At 40.4% G+C, this 19,597-nt stretch carries 15 protein-coding genes and 2 riboswitches; of the genes, 5 read left to right on the top strand and 10 right to left on the bottom strand.

What is annotated here, in order from left to right:
* Window positions 1-329: 329 nt before the first annotated feature.
* Window positions 330-818 (bottom strand): response regulator, encoded by a 489-nt coding sequence (locus AC0MXB_RS01495; RefSeq protein WP_474037716.1) that lies wholly within the window; start codon window positions 816-818, stop codon window positions 330-332.
* 63 nt (window positions 819-881) lie between these two features.
* Window positions 882-967, bottom strand: a riboswitch (cyclic di-GMP riboswitch).
* 183 nt (window positions 968-1,150) lie between these two features.
* On the opposite strand from AC0MXB_RS01495, the gene AC0MXB_RS01490 reads away from it, so the two are divergent.
* Together AC0MXB_RS01490 and AC0MXB_RS01485 are read left to right on the top strand one after the other, a co-directional pair.
* Complete coding sequence (locus AC0MXB_RS01490; RefSeq protein ID WP_474037714.1) at window positions 1,151-2,035, top strand: lysophospholipid acyltransferase family protein; 885 nt, start codon at window positions 1,151-1,153, stop codon at window positions 2,033-2,035.
* A gap of 209 nt (window positions 2,036-2,244) precedes the next feature.
* Window positions 2,245-3,255 carry an ATP-binding protein gene (locus AC0MXB_RS01485; protein ID WP_474037712.1) on the top strand — a complete coding sequence of 337 codons (1,011 nt, stop codon included), beginning with the start codon at window positions 2,245-2,247 and terminating at the stop codon, window positions 3,253-3,255.
* Here AC0MXB_RS01485 and AC0MXB_RS01480 read toward each other — a convergent pair.
* From AC0MXB_RS01480 to larE, 9 genes are all read right to left on the bottom strand, one after another.
* The gene (locus AC0MXB_RS01480; RefSeq protein ID WP_474037711.1) at window positions 3,247-5,313 is read right to left on the bottom strand and encodes a tetratricopeptide repeat protein; all 2,067 of its coding nucleotides are present in this window, start codon (window positions 5,311-5,313) and stop codon (window positions 3,247-3,249) included. The two genes, AC0MXB_RS01485 and AC0MXB_RS01480, sit on opposite strands and share 9 nt — an antisense overlap.
* A gap of 16 nt (window positions 5,314-5,329) precedes the next feature.
* Complete coding sequence (locus AC0MXB_RS01475) at window positions 5,330-6,955, bottom strand: mannitol dehydrogenase family protein (RefSeq protein ID WP_474037709.1); 1,626 nt, start codon at window positions 6,953-6,955, stop codon at window positions 5,330-5,332.
* Between the two features lie 166 nt (window positions 6,956-7,121).
* Window positions 7,122-7,517, bottom strand: coding sequence for a DoxX family protein (locus AC0MXB_RS01470; RefSeq protein WP_474037707.1), 396 nt, complete (start codon window positions 7,515-7,517; stop codon window positions 7,122-7,124).
* A 147-nt stretch (window positions 7,518-7,664) separates the two neighbouring features.
* Window positions 7,665-8,831 (bottom strand): HDOD domain-containing protein, encoded by a 1,167-nt coding sequence (locus AC0MXB_RS01465; protein WP_474037705.1) that lies wholly within the window; start codon window positions 8,829-8,831, stop codon window positions 7,665-7,667.
* Window positions 8,832-8,864: 33 nt separating this feature from the next.
* Window positions 8,865-10,184, bottom strand: coding sequence for a hybrid sensor histidine kinase/response regulator (locus AC0MXB_RS01460; protein WP_474037703.1), 1,320 nt, complete (start codon window positions 10,182-10,184; stop codon window positions 8,865-8,867).
* A 23-nt stretch (window positions 10,185-10,207) separates the two neighbouring features.
* Window positions 10,208-12,232, bottom strand: a complete 2,025-nt coding sequence (locus tag AC0MXB_RS01455) for an ATP-binding protein (RefSeq protein ID WP_474037702.1) — start codon at window positions 12,230-12,232, stop codon at window positions 10,208-10,210.
* Window positions 12,233-12,384: 152 nt separating this feature from the next.
* Window positions 12,385-13,755, bottom strand: a complete 1,371-nt coding sequence (locus AC0MXB_RS01450) for an N-acyl-D-amino-acid deacylase family protein (protein ID WP_474037701.1) — start codon at window positions 13,753-13,755, stop codon at window positions 12,385-12,387.
* A gap of 62 nt (window positions 13,756-13,817) precedes the next feature.
* A complete protein-coding gene (locus AC0MXB_RS01445; RefSeq protein WP_474037699.1) occupies window positions 13,818-14,165 on the bottom strand; it encodes a DUF2292 domain-containing protein in 348 nt (115 codons plus the stop codon).
* Window positions 14,166-14,240: 75 nt separating this feature from the next.
* A riboswitch (SAM riboswitch) is annotated at window positions 14,241-14,340 on the bottom strand.
* Between the two features lie 26 nt (window positions 14,341-14,366).
* Entirely contained in the window at window positions 14,367-15,185 is an 819-nt protein-coding gene (gene larE, locus AC0MXB_RS01440) for an ATP-dependent sacrificial sulfur transferase LarE (RefSeq protein WP_474037698.1), read from the bottom strand.
* Between the two features lie 317 nt (window positions 15,186-15,502).
* Here larE and htpG point away from each other — a divergent pair, with 317 nt between their 5' ends.
* From htpG to AC0MXB_RS01425, 3 genes are all read left to right on the top strand, one after another.
* A complete protein-coding gene (gene htpG / locus AC0MXB_RS01435; protein ID WP_474038723.1) occupies window positions 15,503-17,395 on the top strand; it encodes a molecular chaperone HtpG in 1,893 nt (630 codons plus the stop codon).
* Between the two features lie 129 nt (window positions 17,396-17,524).
* Entirely contained in the window at window positions 17,525-17,752 is a 228-nt protein-coding gene (locus AC0MXB_RS01430) for a hypothetical protein (RefSeq protein ID WP_474037697.1), read from the top strand.
* A 232-nt stretch (window positions 17,753-17,984) separates the two neighbouring features.
* Window positions 17,985-19,550, top strand: a complete 1,566-nt coding sequence (locus AC0MXB_RS01425) for a diguanylate cyclase domain-containing protein (protein WP_474037696.1) — start codon at window positions 17,985-17,987, stop codon at window positions 19,548-19,550.
* The last annotated feature ends 47 nt before the right edge of the window (window positions 19,551-19,597 follow it).

Here is a 19,597-nt window from a genome sequence, read left to right as displayed (position 1 = left end):
CCCTCCACATCCATAAGCTTCTGCACTTCTATATTTTCTCGCTTGCAGTAAGCAAAAACCTTTGGATAACGAACAATATCCTCTAGTCTTAACAAAAGAATCGAATTTCCTATAGATAAAATTCGATTTTTTCTTATTGCTATCATACACTAAACATATAAAAATTTCTAGAATAATTAAATGGAGCGGCGGATTCTAAAAAAAAGACTACCGCACCAAGGAAAAACTCTAGCTTATCTTGTGATTTGTTTACGCACCCCTCACAACATAGGCTCGAAATCTTTCTTATATGCGGTAGCCCTTTACTATTTTCTAGAATACAAATGCTCTTATTGCTGCATTGCCAGCAAAGCCTCGTATTTTTTAATTTGAACCTGCATCTCACCATATTCACGACGTAAGCGAATATATTCTTTCGCAAGCCCGTCCTTTTCATCTTGTTCTTTTTTTTGCACTTTAAACTGATCGCTAATTTGGCATAGTAAAGCCAGAAAATCGTCCATTTCAACCGCCTTCGGTAAGAAAAAAGAAATTCCGCTAAGTGCTGCTTTCAGCAACAGCTGTGGTTCGATCATGCTATTAACAGCTAAAATAGATTGCTTCGTCGACACAGCACGAAGCTTTTGCGTAAAGTCAAACCCGTCAAAATCTCCCGAAAAATCCACTATAACCAAACTATATTCATCAGACTGTTGGCGATATGCACTTATTGCCGCAGCGACGTCCTCAAAAACATCGCAACAAAAATCTTTTTTTTTGCACTGCTCCTGCAATCGTTGCAGCCAAAGTTCGTCTTGGGTAACAAATAATAATTTCAACGCCATCCTCCTGCTCTTTGAAAAATAAAAAAACTGCCTGTTCATTCCGCTCTTACTTTGCGTGAATACAACCTGGCAGTCTTCGATATAAAATCATTAGACCCATGGCTTTGCGTCCCATCCTTTCAGAAGGTTTGCCAATCAGTAGAGCTTGTAAAGTTCTACTTATTTATTTTGTTTAATTATACTATACCGTAAAACAAAAGCGGAAACAAGTAGAAATGTGACAATATTTGTTGCTTAGCTCTTTTGTTTACAAACATTTATAAATAAACTACAATTAAACTAATGTCAAAAATTTATTTTAATTGTCTATCTAGGGAGAGACACATATGCTATTTAAAAATTTTCAATATAATCTACTAAAGGCAATCAGTGCTTTCGTCTGCCTTCTACCTTATTCGCTTGTCTGCCATATTGGACGAAGTCTAGGTTACCTCTTCTATCTTGTCGGTGCGCGCCAACGACGCCGTGCCATCAGTCAAAGCATGGATTGTCTGCAAATTTCATTGTCCGAGGCGAAACAAATCGTCCATACAGTTTTTGGTAATTTAGGACAAACCTTGATGGAAGTTCTCTATACGCCTGCCCTTACTCCAGAAAAAATCAAAAAACATATTGCGATTGAAGGTCTGGAGCATTTAAGGGGGGCCATTGAACAAGGACGCGGCGTGGTACTTCTTACCGCCCATATAGGTAATTGGGAGTGGCTCGGCGCAGTCCTAGCTAACACAGGACTGCCGATTACAACGATCGCCAAACCACAACCAAATCCTCACTATACGCGATTACTCAATGAATATCGCGAAAAAATGGGGCTGGAAGTATTTAATCGTAGTGGCGCCGAGCTTGTAAAAGCGGCACGAGCCTTAAAAAAGGGAAAAGCCCTAGGGTTTTTAGCAGATGAAGACGGTGGTGTTGACGGCATTTTTGTTGACTTTTTTAATCGAAAATCAGCCACGCCAGCAGGTCCGGCAGTATTTGCCCGCAAGTTCGGTTCTATTATTGTGCCGGCCTTTATTTTTCATCGTCCTGAGGGAGGCCATCAAATTGTTATCAAACCAGCTTTTCCTTATGAACGATACGATGATGAAACACAAGAACTTTATGAAAACACTGCAAAAATGACGCAAGCGATTGAAGAAGCGATTCGTAACCATCCATCAGACTGGATTTGGTTTCGCAAACGCTGGAATACAAAATATCCCAAACAATAAATTTAGGGCTGTCTTTAAGGAAGTACAAAAGATTTTGTAACTTCCTAGAGACAGCCTTTTTTAATGAAATAGCAAATTAAGTCAAAAAGATTTAATCTCCTCCTTTCAAAAGGAAGGATTTTCCTTTTGAGGAACGAATAGGTATTTATAGGGTGCAAGTGAAATTTTGTACAATCATTAGAAACTACGAATGATAGAGGTGCTGAACTTTGAAAAATGGCGATCTCATCTTACGACTGGAAGGAAATATCTTATCCATTTTATTGCTGCTTTTTTTATTACTGATAGCGGAACCAAATCTTCCCCTTGAGGAAGATACAGATCATCAGCTCCATCGACTGATTACCCTTTTAAACGTTTTCCTGGTTATCGCTTGCATCAGTCTCACCCATCATTTTTTTACGAACTTCAAAGCCAAACTAAATTACACAGCTAAAACGCTAATCACATCTTCTTCTGAAGTCTGTCCAACTAGTTGGCCTGATCTAGCGCCTCTATTCGAATATCTAACACAACAAAAAGAATCGATGCGTAAACTAGATCGTCTAAATATGGTTGGCGAAATGTCAGCCGGAATTGCCCACGAAATTCGCAATCCCATGACAACAGTAAGAGGATTGCTCCAGTTTCTAAGTCATAAGAAAGAATTGGCGGCACATCACGATAATTTTAGTCTCATGATTGATGAAATTGATCGAGCCAATAGTATTATCACTGAATTTTTATCACTTGCTAAAAATCGCCCATTAGAATTTAAAGAAAAAAACCTAAATGACATTGTTTGTGAGATTTATCCGCTACTAGAAACAGATGCACTACGCAATAACTGTCAAATTAAACTAGACCTCACACCAACACCCAATCTACTTATTGATCCAAATAGCATTCGCCAACTAATTCTAAATTTAGTCCGCAACGGTCTTGAAGCAATGATAGAAAATCACGGCCAACTTGTCATAGCAACAAAGTCAACCGCCCAGGGAGTCTTGCTTGCCATAAAAGACAACGGTCCAGGGATCTCACCAACAATCCAAGCCAAACTAGGAACGCCTTTTTTGACAACGAAAGAGACAGGCACGGGTCTTGGACTTACTATTTGCTATCGCATTTTAGAGCGACATCGCGCTACCTTAACTGTTGACAGCGCCCCCAGTAGCGGAACAATATTTACAATCTGCTTTGCCAATTCCTTTCCAGAAAAACTGCAAAAACTATCTTAATTTAAACTCTAGCAAAGCTTTTTTTACAGTTTTTATTACAGTCGGCCAATCGCCGGCTGTTTTTTGTCGAAATAATCGAGTATGAGGATACCACGGCGTATCTTCTCGGTCCATTGCCCAACGCCAATCCGGCGAAAAGGGAATAAAAATCCAAGTAGGTTTTCCCATTGCGCCTGCCAAATGTGATACAGAAGAATCTACAGTAATAATTAGGTCTAGGTTGTCAATCACAGCAGCTGTTTCTGCAAAATCACTTAATTCTTCCGCTAGATTCAGTATACTTCCAACGGGAGCCTCCTGTATATCCGCTGCTTTTGAACCGACTTGCAAACTAACCCAATTAATTGACGGAACTGTAAATAAATCTTTAAATAAAGAAAAAGGAATCGAACGATTATGATCATTATCATGATTAGGGTTTCCCGCCCAAACAATACCAACCCTTAACCGCTTTCCTACCGGAAGAACATTTTGTAGGCGGATACGCCACTGTTCCCTTAAAGACGGCATAGACTGAATATAGGGTAATCTAAAACTAACTTGATCAAAAGGAATTGAGAACTCATAGGGCAGACTTAACAACGGACAAGCAAAATCATAGTTTCCCGGCGGATAGTCACTGCCAGCATAAATAGTAAACTGATCTTGCGTACCCGCTAAAAGACGCTTGATAGGTGTTTGCACCCATACAGTTGTATGTTTGGCCTTAGCTGCCACTAAATAGGCAAAACGAATAAATTGCAGAGTATCACCAAACCCCTGATCAAAATAAATTAAAATACTTTTGTCAGATAAGTCCTCCCCATGCCAGCGGGGTAATTTCGGATCAAAAGATTCGCCAATTAGATAACGAATCTCAAAATTTTTCCAACCACGTTCATAATCGCCTCGCAACAAATAAATAATGGCTAAGGAGCATTTCGCAATCAAGCAAGCGGGGTTCAAAGTAATCGCTTTTTCATAGAAAGCCTCCGCTTCATCAAGTTGATTCATATATCGACAGAGATTTCCCAAATTATGATGTACTTCTGAACAATTCTCATTTAATGACAGAGCCTTCAAAAAGCATGTCTTAGCCTCATCAACTCGATTCTGGTCTTTTAAAACAATTCCCAGATTATTGTATCCTTCCAAATAATCGGGCTTAAGCTCAATTGCCCGCAATAAACAAGCTTCAGCCTCAGCAAGCCCATGTGTTTCCTTAAGAGCCATTCCTAAATTGCCATAGGCTTCAGCATACTCTTTATTTTGTTCAATTGCTTGACAGAAAAAAGAAATTGCATCACCTAAATTTTTCATTTCTGCTAAAACAATTCCTAGAGCATTACAAGCTTCAGGAAATTCAGGCTGTAAAAGCAATGCCTGGCGAAGCAAGGCCTCGGCCTCAGGTAGCCGCTTCTGCTCTTTTACCGCTAAAGCCATTTTCAAATGCGCGTCAGCATGGTTAGGATCAATTTGAATCACTCGAAAAAAACTCAGTTCGGCTTTTTCCCATTGTCCGACTCGATACTGCAGATTGCCCAAAGCAAGCAGATTGAAAATTTGTTTAGGATCTTGCTTATCAGACTCTTGAAACGCCCGTTCCGCTTCTTCTAGACGCTCAAGCTTTTCCAATACAGCGCCTTTTAACGTGTGAATTTCATGCAACTGCGGCGCCATGGTCAAAAGAATGTCAAAGACGGCAAGCGCTTCCTCAAGTTCGCCAATTCCATAATACAGCAATCCTAAGTTATAATAAGCGTCTATATAATCGTCTTGAATTTGGATTGCCCTTTGAAAAGCCGCTTTTGCCCCTTTTATATCCTCTTGTTCTGTCTTCAATATACCTAAATTGTTATAGGCTGGAGCATACTTTGGCATCAGTTTTAGCGCAGTAAGAAAATACTCCTCCGCTTCTTCATAGCATTTTAGGTTCTTCAAAACAAGGCCTAATTTATCATAAGCTTCATAGGACTGAGGGTTTTCTTCGATAGCTTTTGAAAAAGCTGTCTTTGCTTCATGCCACTTAGCATCTTTGGCTTTTTCCATCCCAAGTGCTAAATATACTTGTTCGTTCATGACAGTTCCTTTCCGGTTATTTCGCAAGTTCCTGTTGCAACGTTTTTCGTACCGCGCCGCTGCCTTCAATCATCGCAGCAAAATATTCTTCAATTTTATTGCCGAGACCTGCCTCATATAGATTAATGCCAAACAAGTCTTCATTGCTTAAGATGGGTGCAAGAGCTTCATGAATTTTTAAGCAGTCAGTATCTCCTAGCTTTACTTGCTGAAAATAAGCAGTCAATTTTTCCGCTAAGGGGTCGGGGCTAAGCTCAAAAGGCTTCCCTTGGTCATCAATAGCAAGCAAGTAGCGGCACCAACCGGCAATAGCTAAAGGAATAAACCGCAAATCTTCTGGCCGTAAAGAATCACTTTTTTGATAAGCTTTGATGGTTTCACCAAATCGCACACCAACTTTTTGCGAAGTATCTGTAGCAATCCGCTGTGGTGTATCAGGAATGTAGGGATTCGGCAAACGCACCTCTAGTACTTCCTGAATAAAAGACATCGGCTTTAGAATTTCCGGATCTACTACTACAGGCATGCCTTCATCATATCCTATTTTTTCAACCAGTTGCTTTAGCTCCGGATCTTTCATTTCATCGGCAATCAAAGTATAACCAAGCAAACAGCCAAAAACAGCGAGAGCCGTATGCAGAGGATTAAGGCAAGTTGTAACCTTCATTTTTTCAACTTTCTCTACAGTCTGTCGATCAGTAAATAAAACACCGACATCTTCTAAAGGCATGCGCCCATTGGGAAAATGATCTTCGATCACTAAGTATTGTGGACCTTCAGCATTTACAAAGGGAGCAATAAAAGTATTCTTCTTCGTACGAATCAGTTCCGTATCGCCAAAGCCGCAGTCATGGAGCTTTTTCTGAACTATTTCGGAAGGTCTTGGCGTAATTTTATCAATCATCGTCCAGGGAAAAGCGACCTTTTGGCGATTTTGCAAATAAGTAACAAACTGACTTGGTACAAATCCTTGTTTTTCCCAAGCCTGCGCAAATGTTAATACTGCTTCCGCTAATTTATCACCGTTATGCGAGCAATTATCCATACTTACAAAAGCAATAGGTAATTCGCCTTGCTCATAGCGCGCTAAAGCAAGGGCAGCCACTTTGGCCATAACATGAACAGGCGCCTTAGGTCCGTTTTGCATATCTTGCAAAACTTCCGGCAAATAACTTCCCGATAAATCCGTTAGTTGATACCCTTTTTCGGTAATCGTAAAACTTACCATTTGTAAAGATGGATTTTGAAAAATCTCGCATAATCTCTGCCAATCAGTTGGGCGAGATGAATCTCCTAACAGGCCTTCGGCTACACTGGCAATCACTTTCTTGTCAAGACTGCCATCAGCATGCATCACCGCCAGTAAGCTTAGATTCTCATAAGGTTCATAAACCTTTTCGATAATTTCCAAATCATAGGTTGATACAGCTACAATCCCAGTATCAACCTTTCCGTCATTTAACAATTCTTGATGAATCGCGGCTAAAAAAGCGCGAAAAATATTACCGCCGCCGAAGTGTACCCAATTGGGTCTTTCTTTTGTATTAGTTCGCATTTTAGCATCATCAAAAGCAATTGTTTCAATCCCAGCCTGCTGCCAAGACTCTTTATCGCTTAATGCCGTTCTTCGTAAATGTAACATTTTTTAGCCCCTCTCTGATGTTCGTGCAAAATGTAAATACAAACTCGTTTTTACTGATCTTATATAATTTTGCGAAAAAACCGTCATTTTCCTGTTTTCTACTCAGAAAAAAATTAAGGACCACAAGCGCGAAAAAATTCTCGCTTGCGGCCCCTATTGCAAAGCTTTAATTTTGTCTATTTTTTTTCCATAGAGTTTGTACCGAAAACAATTCACTGCCTGAAAGAGCCAATGCAACCGCACCAATCAACAAAGTTAGTTCAAATTCATAACCGCCAACCAAACCAGCCTGCGCTTTCACCGTAGCGATAGCGCCAACCATAACCGCTGCAATGCCAACAGCTGCCAGCCGCGTGAAGATTCCCAGCAGTAGGAACAACCCCCCAAGCGTTTCTATCGTCACAACAAAGTAGATTAAAAAGCCTGGCAATCCTAGGGAAGCAAAAAATTTTGCTACTTGCTCAAACCCATTTATTTTCTGCCAGCCATGGGCTAAGAAAATAATGCCTAAAGTAAGACGGAGCAATAAAAGACTCCATTCATAGTATCGTTTTTCCATCATAGTAAGTTCCCCCTCTTTTCTTTCTATCTACTTAGTCATAGAAAGCTAGTAAAAAGATACGGGGAAACTAATAAGATATTAAAATTTATTTTCCATTAGGAATCGATAGCAAGTATAGAATTGTATTATTACAAATATACTTTTCCTTTAATCTTGCAACAGAACCGCTTCACAGTCAGACTGAGCAATTTGCAAAAAGTCAAAAACGCCTTCCTCCAAAGGGGTTTGTAATTCTGGCGCAATCAATTTCCAGGCATAATAATTGGCCAAATGGACGGCGCTTACGGCTTCGCGATCAATAACGGCACTATGAAGCGGCTGATGATGAAATAAAGCACATTCTACAATAGGATAAGGAATTCCCCACCAATCAAGCAAATAGCCGCCCATCTCTTCATGAGTAACACCAAGACGCTCTTTCTCAAGTTCTGTTAAAACAAGCGTATCTGTTTGTAAAGCGGCTTTCAACACTTCTTGGTAGTCATTCGCGAAATAATGGATGCATAAAACGAGGCCTAAGTTATGTAAAAGTCCAGCTGTTGATAAGTTGTCAGGCATTTTCTTTTGGAGTAATTCTCGATAGATTTTACTCATAAAGCGATTGGTCAGATTAGCATGTCTTGTCAATTCTTCTACCGAAAAAGGCGGTATTGACAAATCAACGAGTTTAAAGAGACTGCAAGAAAGCACTATTGATTTGACAATAGAGAGACCTAAATAGTTAATAGCCTGTAAAACAGAAGCTGTTTTTACGTTATAAAACGCTGAATTTACGACTCGTAAAATAGCTGCTGTAACGGCAGGATCTGTTTCAATCACTTTGGCAATCGCACTTGCTTCGGCATCTTTGGCAATTAGCTCGCCTACAGAATCATAAATTCCCGTGACAACAGCGAGATTTTCCAATCCGTTGACAAGATTCAGCAAAATAGGATTACGATAAATTTTACGAGCTGTAAAAATTTGCTCAATCTTCTTCTTCAAATCCTCTCCATTCCACGGTTTAAACAAATATAAACTATTGGATCCATCAATGAGACTATCAAGAATTTCCTTTTCATCGGCATAACCGCTTAAAACTAACCTTGTGGTAGCTGGATAGAGCGCTTTGACTTTTTTTAAAAACTGGTGTCCATCCATACCTGGCATGCGCATGTCGGAGACAACAATATCAATGGGATTTTCTTTTAAAATATCTAATCCTTCTTCGCCGCTTTCGGCTACGAACAACTCGTAATCTGTATCAAAAAAGAGCCGCTCAATGGCTTTCAGTATTGATTTTTCATCATCTACAAATAAAATACGATCTTCCATCTTCTTTTTGTCCCCCTCTTTCCCGTTTCTCGCTTATGAAACCACTTCATCTATATTTCTTTCTCCATAGGGAATTTTTATAAAAAATGAAGCACCATGGCCGATCTGGCTCTCCACTAAAAATTGTCCACCATGTTTATTAATAATGCCATAAGCAATACTAAGGCCAAGACCAGTACCACTGCCCACCTCTTTGGTCGTAAAAAAGGGATCAAAGATTCGAGTCAAATACTCCGGTGGAATGCCAGGACCATCATCAGTAATTTTACATACGGCAAAAACATCCTCTACATACGTTTCCACCGTAATTTTTCCCATGCCCTCTTTGTGTTGACTTTTGATCGCATGAGACGCATTGACAAGAATATTCATCAATACCTGAGCAATCTGACCTTTATCGCATTTTATTTCAGGTAAATCTTGCATGTTCTTCTCTACTTCCGCCGTATATTTCACTTCGTTTTTAGTAATCAACAGTGCTTCTTCTACAATCTGATTCATATCATGCATGGCAATTTCATCTTCTAAGCCTGTCCGGGCAAAATTCCGCAAACTCCGAACGATTTTAGCCACACGATTCACACCATCTTGCGATTCGGCAATCGTCGGACCAAAATCAGCTAATACTCGAGTGATTTTATGACTTTTCTCGCCTTCACGCAAAGATGGAATTACCTCAAGCAACTGCTCCTTGGTGCTTTGCTCATCAGCAGCGAAATCAACAAAGGATCGATAAAGTTCGATAACTTCCTGAATACGAGTAAGATATTTCGCCATAATCTCCAGATTACTGCTGACAAATCCAATCGGATTATTGATTTCATGAGCCACTCCTGCGGCAATTTCCCCCAGAGAAGCTAGCTTCTCTGACTGAATCAAATGAAACTGCGCTTCTTTCAGTTTCTGGGTTACCGCTTGCAGCTCTTGATATTGCTGAGACATTTGATCAAACATATCACGCAACATGAGAATTCGTTTTCGCGCCTCTACGGCAGCTCTCATCCTTGTGGTAAATTCAATAACGTCAATTGGCTTTCCAATATAATCATTGGCCCCATATTCAAAACAAGTCCGAAAACTTTCTTTATCGGTTAATCCTGTAAACATAATAATTTGAATATCCTTATATTCATCATGGCGACGAATCTGCTGTAAAAGTTCCATACCATTCAACTTAGGCATAACAATATCAAGTAAAATAATATCAATTTCCTGATCCCGCAACAAATCTATGACAGTTTCAGGAAGTTTGCAAGTTAGAACATCACTGCCTGGAATGTGCGCCTCAATTAAATCCTTAGCTAAGGTAAGATTGAAGCGTTCATCATCAACAACTAACATTTTCATCGTCATCACCGACTTTCTTATGTTAATTCTTATTCTTGCTCCGTTTGTTTTAGCGGCAATTCCAGCAAAAATTGCGTACCCTCATTCAGTTTACTTGTAAATGAAATTTTACCATGATGTTTATTCACAATAATATCGTAAGAAATACTAAGCCCAAGCCCTGTACCGCTACCAACAGGCTTTGTCGTAAAAAAGGGATTAAAAATATCTTGGCCAATTTCCTCGGGTATCCCGCTACCATTATCACGAATCGAACAGCAAACAAAAGAATCGCGTACATATGTCTCGATTACGATTTTCCCCCAAGGTATGCTTTCCCCTTCTTTCATAGTAATTGCTTGGGCGGCATTTAGCAGCAGATTTAACAATACTTGATTAATCTGCCCTCCCACAGCTTGAATCAGCGGAATATCGCCTAACTGAAGGTCTACTGCCGCAATATATTTGAATTCATTTCGGCAAACAACTAGTGAGCTTTGAATTCCTTCATTTAAGTCATAAGCTTCCCAACTACCGCTTTGATCACTACGTGAAAAGGCTCGTAAGGCTTTAACAATGCTGCCAACCCGCTGAAGCCCTTCCAGGCTCTCCGAAAAAGCCGGTTCAATATCTGTTAAAATGTAATCAATTTTCTTCTTTTTCATTAAGGTGCTCAAGTTTTGTAAGGACTGCTTCAGTCTTTCAGGATCCTGATTTCTAGCTTCTTCTGCTACCTTTTTTAAAGCAGCAATCATTTCAATAAGGCGTTTTGTATATTCTTCAAGGGTTTCGTAGTTGCTAAGTACAAATCCTAAGGGATTATTAATTTCATGAGCAATTCCAGCTGCTAGCTGGCCTATCGAAGCCATTTTTTCCTGATGAAGAATTTGCGATTGCGCATTTTTCAATTCACTGTAGGCATTTTCCAGTTCCACATTTTTGACTTTCAGTTCGCCTTCGGCAGCTTCCCGATCATGGACTTCCTTTTGTAATTCGGTGTTGATTTCAAGCAATTCCTGGTTTTTCCCCGTAAGTTGTCCATTGACAGTAAAAAGCTGTTTCGTCCGCTCCTTCACCTTCTCTTCTAGCTCGTCACGAGCGGCAGCCAAATACATTTCTGTCCGCTTTTGCCGCCGTATCACTAAGAGCAGTAGACAAATAAACAACAAAAGAATAAAAGTAAGCGCGCCAACGACCTGATAGTAAGCGATGATTCTTTCATGTAAGCTTGCCAAAACCTCCTCTTCGGCAATCCCCACTACAACAGCCAAAGGATAATCTGGCAATACATGATAACTGTAAATACGCTTCACAGGATCAAGGGCCCCTTCGCCAATAAAAGACCCTGACTCTTGTGTTTGAATTTGTTGCAACAAAGCACTTCCCGTTAAATCTTGTCCTGCAGTATGATCTTCGCCAGCCTGCCTAGCTCTGACAATCCCGTCAAAACCTACAAGGGCAATCGATGATTTATCACCTAAATGAACCTGACGGTAAAAGTTCGTAAAGTAATTTAAATCAACGGAAACGATAACTACCCCGCCAAAAGATTTATCGGGCTTATTAATACGCCGTGTCATTTGTATCGACCATTTACCGGAAGATCGGCCAAGAACAGGTTTGCTAATGAATAATTGATTCGTATCTGCTTTTTGATGCACAAAAAAATGTTCTCGATCTTTTAAATTAGAGGGCACAAAAGGCACTTGGCTGCTTAATAATAAATCACCATTCTCGCCAGCAATGCTCAATAATACAAAGGGCTGATTGGTCAACCGACCCTCATTAATATAACGAGGAATGCTAATGATCGCCCCATCTGTTTCATATTGATATTTTAAAAACAGCACCGTTTGATCGGCACTGCGAATCGTCCGAAGTGAATGTTCCTCAAAGGCGCGGGCAAAATTGCTTGTTTCTTTTATAGCCTGCTCAATCTCAATTTGCTGTTCCGCCCGTATTTTATAATAAAGTCCGCCCCAAACTAAGGAAAGTAAGAGAAACGCAAATAATAGAATGACTAATGTACTTCTCTGCCATAGCCATCGTTGCCAAGAAACAGTACTTGCGTTCATCTTACAAACCTCCCTTTCCTATAAGCAAAACACCATACTTCTTTTTCCGTTTTAATTCGACATATTTTTCCACTCTCCTGTCTATCAAATCAAATAACTGAATTTTCCCAAGAAAAATGCAGCTGCCTTATTGTGCAGCTGCATAAGTTTTATTATATTTGATAATCATAAACAGGATAATGAGAACGTACCGCTTTACCGGCGCAACGACTTAGAATTTTACCGTCAGCAAAAACGATCTGTCCATCGAGCAAAACATAATCAATCCCTTCCGGCCAGGCATCGGGTCTTCCAAAATCAGCTTTATCGCAAATCGTGCGAATATCAAAAATCGTAATATCAGCATCCATGCCCTCCTGCAACCGACCTTTATAAGTAAGGCCCAACGTCTCAGCAGGTAAATACGTGGCTTTGCGCAACGCTTCAAGTAAGCTCAATTCGTAATTTTCACGCACAAGCTTACGCAAATAACGCGGGAAGCTACCGGCAATCTGGGGATGGCCTTCGCCTTTAGCATAAGGGCCAGTATCGGTGGATGGCATAGCAAAAGGATGACGCAAAGCCTCATAAATTTCTTCTTCAATACCTGTAAGAACAACTACAGAAGCCCCTGGATCTACATTACGCAATTCTTCATAAATAGCGGGCGTCAATCGTTGACCGTTATATTTTCCGGTAACTACAAGAATATCTTCCAATCCCCAGCCATTTAACGCCATGGACTCTTCATTAAATAATACAGCTCCAATGTGCGTCGCCCACTGTGTATACATACCGCTGTCAAAACGAATGTCAATCCCGCTAGCGCGCGCTTGGTTAATGAGCGCCAATGCCTCGGCTACCATACCGGTACCATATTGATAAACTAAATGAGACACCTGAATTCTCGCCCCAGTTTGCCGTGCAATTTGGATCGCTTCCACTAAAGAAAACATATCAATTGCAGTAATCATTCTTGTGTCAATTGATATAACCCGTCCATAGCGAGCGGCAATTTGGCTCAAACGTATAACTTCTGCCTCAGATGTCCCCGGCGCATAGGCTAACCCGAGTGACAAGCCGCAGGCCCCTTCAATAAAAGCTCGTTCTACAAAGAGTTCCATTTGCTGTAGCTGCTCTTCCGTAGCTGGCTGCAAAGGATCCAATGCTCCGACAGCTTTTCGCAAACTAATCGAATGACCAATCATTTCCGCTTGATGAAGAATAAACCCCTGCTTTTCTTGCGCGGAAAAAAACGCTTCTATATCAAGCGGGCCAAGTCCACAATTACCGCCAATCGTTGTTGTAATTCCTTGCCGCAAAGATAATTCACCGCAATAATCGTCAAGATCTACATGACCATGAATATCAATAAATCCTGGCGAAACAATCCGCCCTGCCACAGAGAGAACCTCGCGTCCTTGTAATTCTTCTGATGTAATTGCCGCAATTTTCCCGTTGAAAATTCCTATATTGCCACGTCGTCGCATCCCTCTTTCAGGATCAATAAGCAAACCATCGCTAATTACGATGTCATAGATCATGGTGGCCGCCTTTCTTTCTACGATAATGAATCAAGTTTGTTTCATTATACCGTGGTTTTAATCTAAATACCATCGCCATCAAGTCCTGCCAAAGCAGTAAAACGTTGTTTTTCAGTCCGATCAATCTGGACGACTTTCCCTGTTTTCACTACGATAGTAACCTGACCATACTCAATTCCTTCACAGGCTTCTTCCAGCCCCTTGCGCACCGCTTTAAACTCCTTACTACGTTCACTATTTTTACGAAATGAGCCTAACGATTCATCAGGACGAATTTTTTCATTGCGTTCAATCTGAATCAAACGGAAATTCTGCCAAGTGAGCGTAAGATGTCCATGATACACTTGCTGCAAAATAGCTAAAATCTGGTCCAGTTGCTTTACCGAAATTTGATTTTGTTTTTCTAGCATACTGTTTTCTCTCCCTTAGACTAAAAAATAAAACGTAAGAGCCCCTTTGAAAGAAGCTCTTACGTTTCTGCGCTTCTCTCATCGTTCAGGAAATTTCCTGCTGGAATTGGCACCTTGCTAAAAAGCCGGTTGCCGGGCGTCATCGGGCCAGTCCCTCGACCACTCTAGATAAGAGTTTATTCGGTAATTTATATCATTTTATCAATTCTGTTGCAGCAAAGCATTCATACTGCCTGTTTGATAGCCGTTAAGATCGATTGTTATAAAAGTAAAGCCAAGACGCCTAAACTCGACTACAATTTGCTCTCGTACTTTATCCTGACATAAACTGGGGATCCATTCCGCTTCGACTTCAATGCGAGCTACCTGCCCATGGTGACGCACTCGTATCGAACCAGAACAAAACTTTCTGATATACTCTTCGGCTTGCTCTATTTGTCCAAGCTTTTCCGCAGTTATCGCTTCGCCATAAGCCACCCTAGACGACAAACAGGCTGCGCTTGGTTTATTCCAGGTTGCCAGCCCCCACTTTTTCGAAAGTTGACGAATTTCTTTTTTGGTGAAACCAGCTTCTAGCAGAGGCGATGCGACTTGATCCAATTCTGAAACAGCTTGTATGCCTGGTCGATAGTCGCCGAGGTCATCTTGATTTGATCCTTCGAGTATCCATTGAAACTCATGTTGTCTAGCCCAGGATACCAACGCAGAAAACCGCAGTGTTTTACAATGATAGCAGCGATCTGCGTCATTTTCTCTAAAGTCAGGGCTAGCGAGTTCATCAATTGGCAGCAACTCGTGACGAATGCCAATTTCTTTGGCTACCGCTATAGCAGCAGTTTTTTCGCTTTGCGGCAAGGTTGCTGAGTAAGCAGTAACTGCAAGAGCTTTTTCACCTAATATTTTATAAGCAGCGGCGGCTAAAAAAGTACTGTCGACCCCACCAGAAAAACCGATGACTACACTTTCATAACTACGAAGCATTGTTTCAAGCTTCGCCAGCTTATCAGATAGAGTATTCATCACAATCCCCCCGTTCATTTAAATAAAACAACAAAAAAAGGCCACTGCACCTTATTTTTCAAAAGATACAATGAGCCTTCAGTATTTCTGATCAGCTACTTAGCGTATTTGTTTTAATATAAAATAGCATGGAACTACAACTCTGTCAATGAAAATTTCCCGATATGGGAAATTTTTACTTGCCATTTTGTTGGGAATTTCGCAAAATAATAGAGTACAGAATCACCATACTTTTAGGAGGCTTTACCGTGACACAGGAAATTAAAGCAAAAGAAACGCGCGAATTTCAAACTGAAACGAAACAACTTCTCGATTTAATGATCCATTCCATCTATACAAACAAAGAGATTTTTTTGCGTGAATTGGTCTCCAATGCCTCGGATGCCATTGATAAAGTTCGGTTTGCATCGTTAACCGATCAGAATTTACTAGAAGGAAATGATACCTTTGAAATTCTGCTATCCCCTGATGAAAGTACAAAAACATTAACGATTTCTGACAATGGCATGGGCATGACCTATGACGAAGTCATCGCCACTATCGGTACAATTGCTCAATCAGGTACAAAGGCCTTTTTAGCTAAAATGAAAGAATCAGGCACAAATTCTGATACAGAGCTGATTGGCCAATTTGGTGTCGGCTTTTATTCCGCCTTTATGGTTGCCCAAAAAGTCACGCTTCTGACACGAGCTCCCGGACAAGAAAAGGGTGTAAAATGGGAATCAGCAGGCGACGGAACTTATACGATTGAGGAATTTGACAAAGACACTCGCGGCACTACAATTATTTTAACGCTTCATGACGCCTTCTGCGGTAAAGAAGCTGGCGAGGAAAATTTTCTAGAACGCTATACATTGCAAAATCTAATCAAGAAGTATTCCGATTATATTCGCTATCCTATAAAGATGAATTTCATCCACAAAGAAAAACCGCTTGATAACGAAGGAAAGGTTATCGAGGATGCCCCAGAAACAGAATCAGTGGAAGTGCGGACTTTAAATTCTATGACACCGCTCTGGTCGCGTAGTAAAAATGAAATTACCCAAGAAGAATATCAAAAATTCTATCAAAGTCAATTCCATGATTGGGAAGAGCCATTAGAGGTCATTCACTCTCGTGTTGAAGGAGCTGTCGAATATACCACTTTGCTCTTTATCCCGGCTCATGCACCTTTCGATTTTTATGAACGTGACGCAGCTTCAAAAATTTCATTGTATTCCAAACATGTTTTTGTTATGGAAAACTGCAAAGACTTGCTGCCGCCTTACCTTCGCTTTGTTTGCGGTCTCGTTGATTCACCGGACTTTTCCTTAAATATTTCCCGGGAATTATTACAGCATAGCAAACAGCTTAAACTCATTGGCAAAAATTTAGAGAAAAGCGTACTCAAATCGTTAGAACGCCTCCTACATAATGATCGCCCTAAATACGAGAAATTTTGGAAAGAATTCGGCACAGCTTTAAAAGCCGGTATTTATTCCGATTTTTCCAGTCGGGAAAAATTGCAAGATCTTTTGCTATTCCCTTCTTCCAAGAATAAAGAAGAGCTCACCACTTTAGCTGACTATATTAGCCGTATGCCAGAGAAACAAAAAGCTATCTATTACGCTACAGGAAAAGATTATGATACAATTGACAAATTACCACAGCTAGAACTACTGAAAGAAAAGGGATTGGAAATACTATATCTCTTTGATCGCGTCGATGAATTTGCTATTGAAGCGTTACGTGAATATAAGGAAAAGCACTTTCATTCCGCAAGTCGCGGTGACTTAGATTTAGCAGATATTGATTCACCGGAAACTCAACAAGATACGAAAGAGCTCGCGAAGGAAAATGAAGCGCTCATTAAAGCAATTAAGGATCAGCTTGGTGACAAAGTCACCGAAGTAAAAATCAGCACTCGCTTAAAATCAAGTGCTGTATGCCTTGTCAGCAGTGATCAAGGCATCAGCTTATCGATGGAACATATCTTGTCTGAAATGAACCGGACTATGATGAAAGCAAGCCGCATTTTAGAATTAAATCCGCAGCATGCTTTATTTAACGTTTTAAAAGATCTCTACGAAACAGATGCTTCTTCGGAGCAGTTTGCTGATTATTGCCGACTTCTCTATGATCAGGCTCTCTTGATTGAAGGTCTATCCCCAGAAGATCCGATTGGATTTGCCAATAAACTAGCTGAACTTATGGCAAAAACCGTAAAATAAGTATAGGATTGTCTAACAAAGACTTGATTGTGTAAAAACAGTCAAGTCTTTTTCTTTTTAACAGCAGGAATTTCTTTAACTAATTAGAATAATCTAAATTAAATACAAATTTAGAGAGGGATGGTTACGATGTCCATTAGCAAGTGTTACGTATTTGTAAGCTACAAAGACAATCCGAAGCAAAGTCCCTGTATCTATCTAGAAAATATGAAAAGTGCCGTGCAACTCTATCAGAATCTAATTGATAGCGGCGAACACCAAAATCACAAACTTGATTATTTAACCTGCGGTTACGAGTTTTGTACCGACCAAGGTCGAACCGGCGTACGAGATATTACCTCTTACGCCTTCTCCTAACCCGTTGAAACTATAAAAAGCTAAACTCCTGCCGCTTAGAATAGCCGCAGGAGTTTATTTTAGCCCTCCTTGCTCATAGACATAATTCGCCTAGTACAGTATAATTATTTTTAAAGTTTTACTTTTCTCTTTGCAAATAAAGATGCCGTAGAGGCAGTAAAGGACTCGCTGCACAATGGCCCTATATAAATATTTTTTTCTTTTCTGGCTTTTCCTTTTTCCCAGCACTCTTATGCTTTATGAAACTGGCTTTCTTTCGGAAAGCCTTTTTGCCATTCAACATGCCCATATCGCTGGCGTGCTTCTTGTTGATCTTTTCGCTGGCTTTATTGCCTATACAGCCTACCAGAATGCCCTAAGGCGTCAAAATCGTTTTCTCGCTTGCACAACCCTTGCCTATGGCGGCTTTACGCTGCTTTATACCGTTTATAGCGGCGCCCTAGTTCTCCTTGAACCGTTTCCCTTTTCCTTTCTGATCTTTGCGCCAGTTGCGCGAATTATTCTATCTTGTTATTTACTCTTAGGGCTTTTTTATTTAAAAGACCGCAATAATCTAACGCTCTTTCACTGGAAAAAACACTGCATTGTTCTAATCATACTTACAGCTATTCTCCTTACCTTCGCTGCATCTTGCACATTCTCTGTTACATTATTGCGTCAAGGTCTGGAACTATTAGCTCTGGTAATTTCATTTACAGCTACCATAAGACTATATCTTATGCCGAAAAAAGCCACTGTGCTTACGTATCACCTGTGGGCTCAATTTATTTTTACCCAATCTTCCTTTGCTTTTCTCATCGGATATCCCTGGAATCTTTCTTGGTGGATAGGACAATTACTTGTTTTGACAGGTTTTATTATGATGGGTTTTGCTATTCTGCAAAACTATGCCGCTGTTGGCAGCCTAAAACGAGTCTATGATCCTAATCTATTAGAACATTTAATGGATCAGATTATCGACAGTTCGCCTGTCGGCATTCTCCTTGTAGATTCTGAGCTGGAAATTATCCGCCGCAACGCCGCTAGTGAAGAAATGCTCGCCTGGGCCCAGCCTGACTGCAATATAGCAGAACTTTTGCAAACCTTGCAGATCAACCTAACCAAATTAAATATTTCGTCACAACAAGATACTTGTCTTTTTGCCTCATTAACCAAGCAAGTTGGCAAGAATGAACAGTCACTTGATGCAAAAGTCTGCCGTCTCGACGATCCTACCATTGATGGGTATCTTATTACTTTAATTGATATGACAACCTATTATAAAGCGCAACAAAAAATAAACTACCTAGCAAAACACGATACCTTAACAGACTTGCCGAATCGCACAGAATTTCTCGAAAAACTGGCAGAGGAACTTACGGAAGTACAAAAAAACAATCAGTTGCTTGCTGTAATGTTTATCGATCTTGACGGCTTTAAACAGATTAATGATACGTTAGGTCATTCCATTGGGGATTTTGTTTTAAAAATTATTGCGACAAGATTACGACAATCCTTTAAGGCCAGAGATACGATCGCACGTTTAGGCGGCGATGAGTTTACCGCCATCGTACCTGGGATCTCCACTTGGCTTGATGCTGGCACCATTGCTGAACGCATTCTGATTGCCTTAGAAAAACCGGTTGTATTAGAAGGTCAATCCTTTTTCTTATCAGCAAGTATTGGCATCAGTCTCTATCCACTTCACGGCGCCACCGTAGAAGACTTAATTACCAAAGCCGATCAGGCTATGTACCAAATAAAAAAGCACGGCAAAAATGGCTATATTTTTGCCGATGTGGAAATAAAATCAGATTAGAATTTTCTAAAGAAAAATCCGCTAACAAGGTCCTGAATACTCAGACC

The sequence above is a fragment of the Pelorhabdus sp. sgz311001 genome (genome assembly GCF_055901755.1).
The sequence above is the reverse complement of the archived record's forward strand: the minus strand, read 5'-3'. Positions and strand labels throughout refer to the sequence as shown.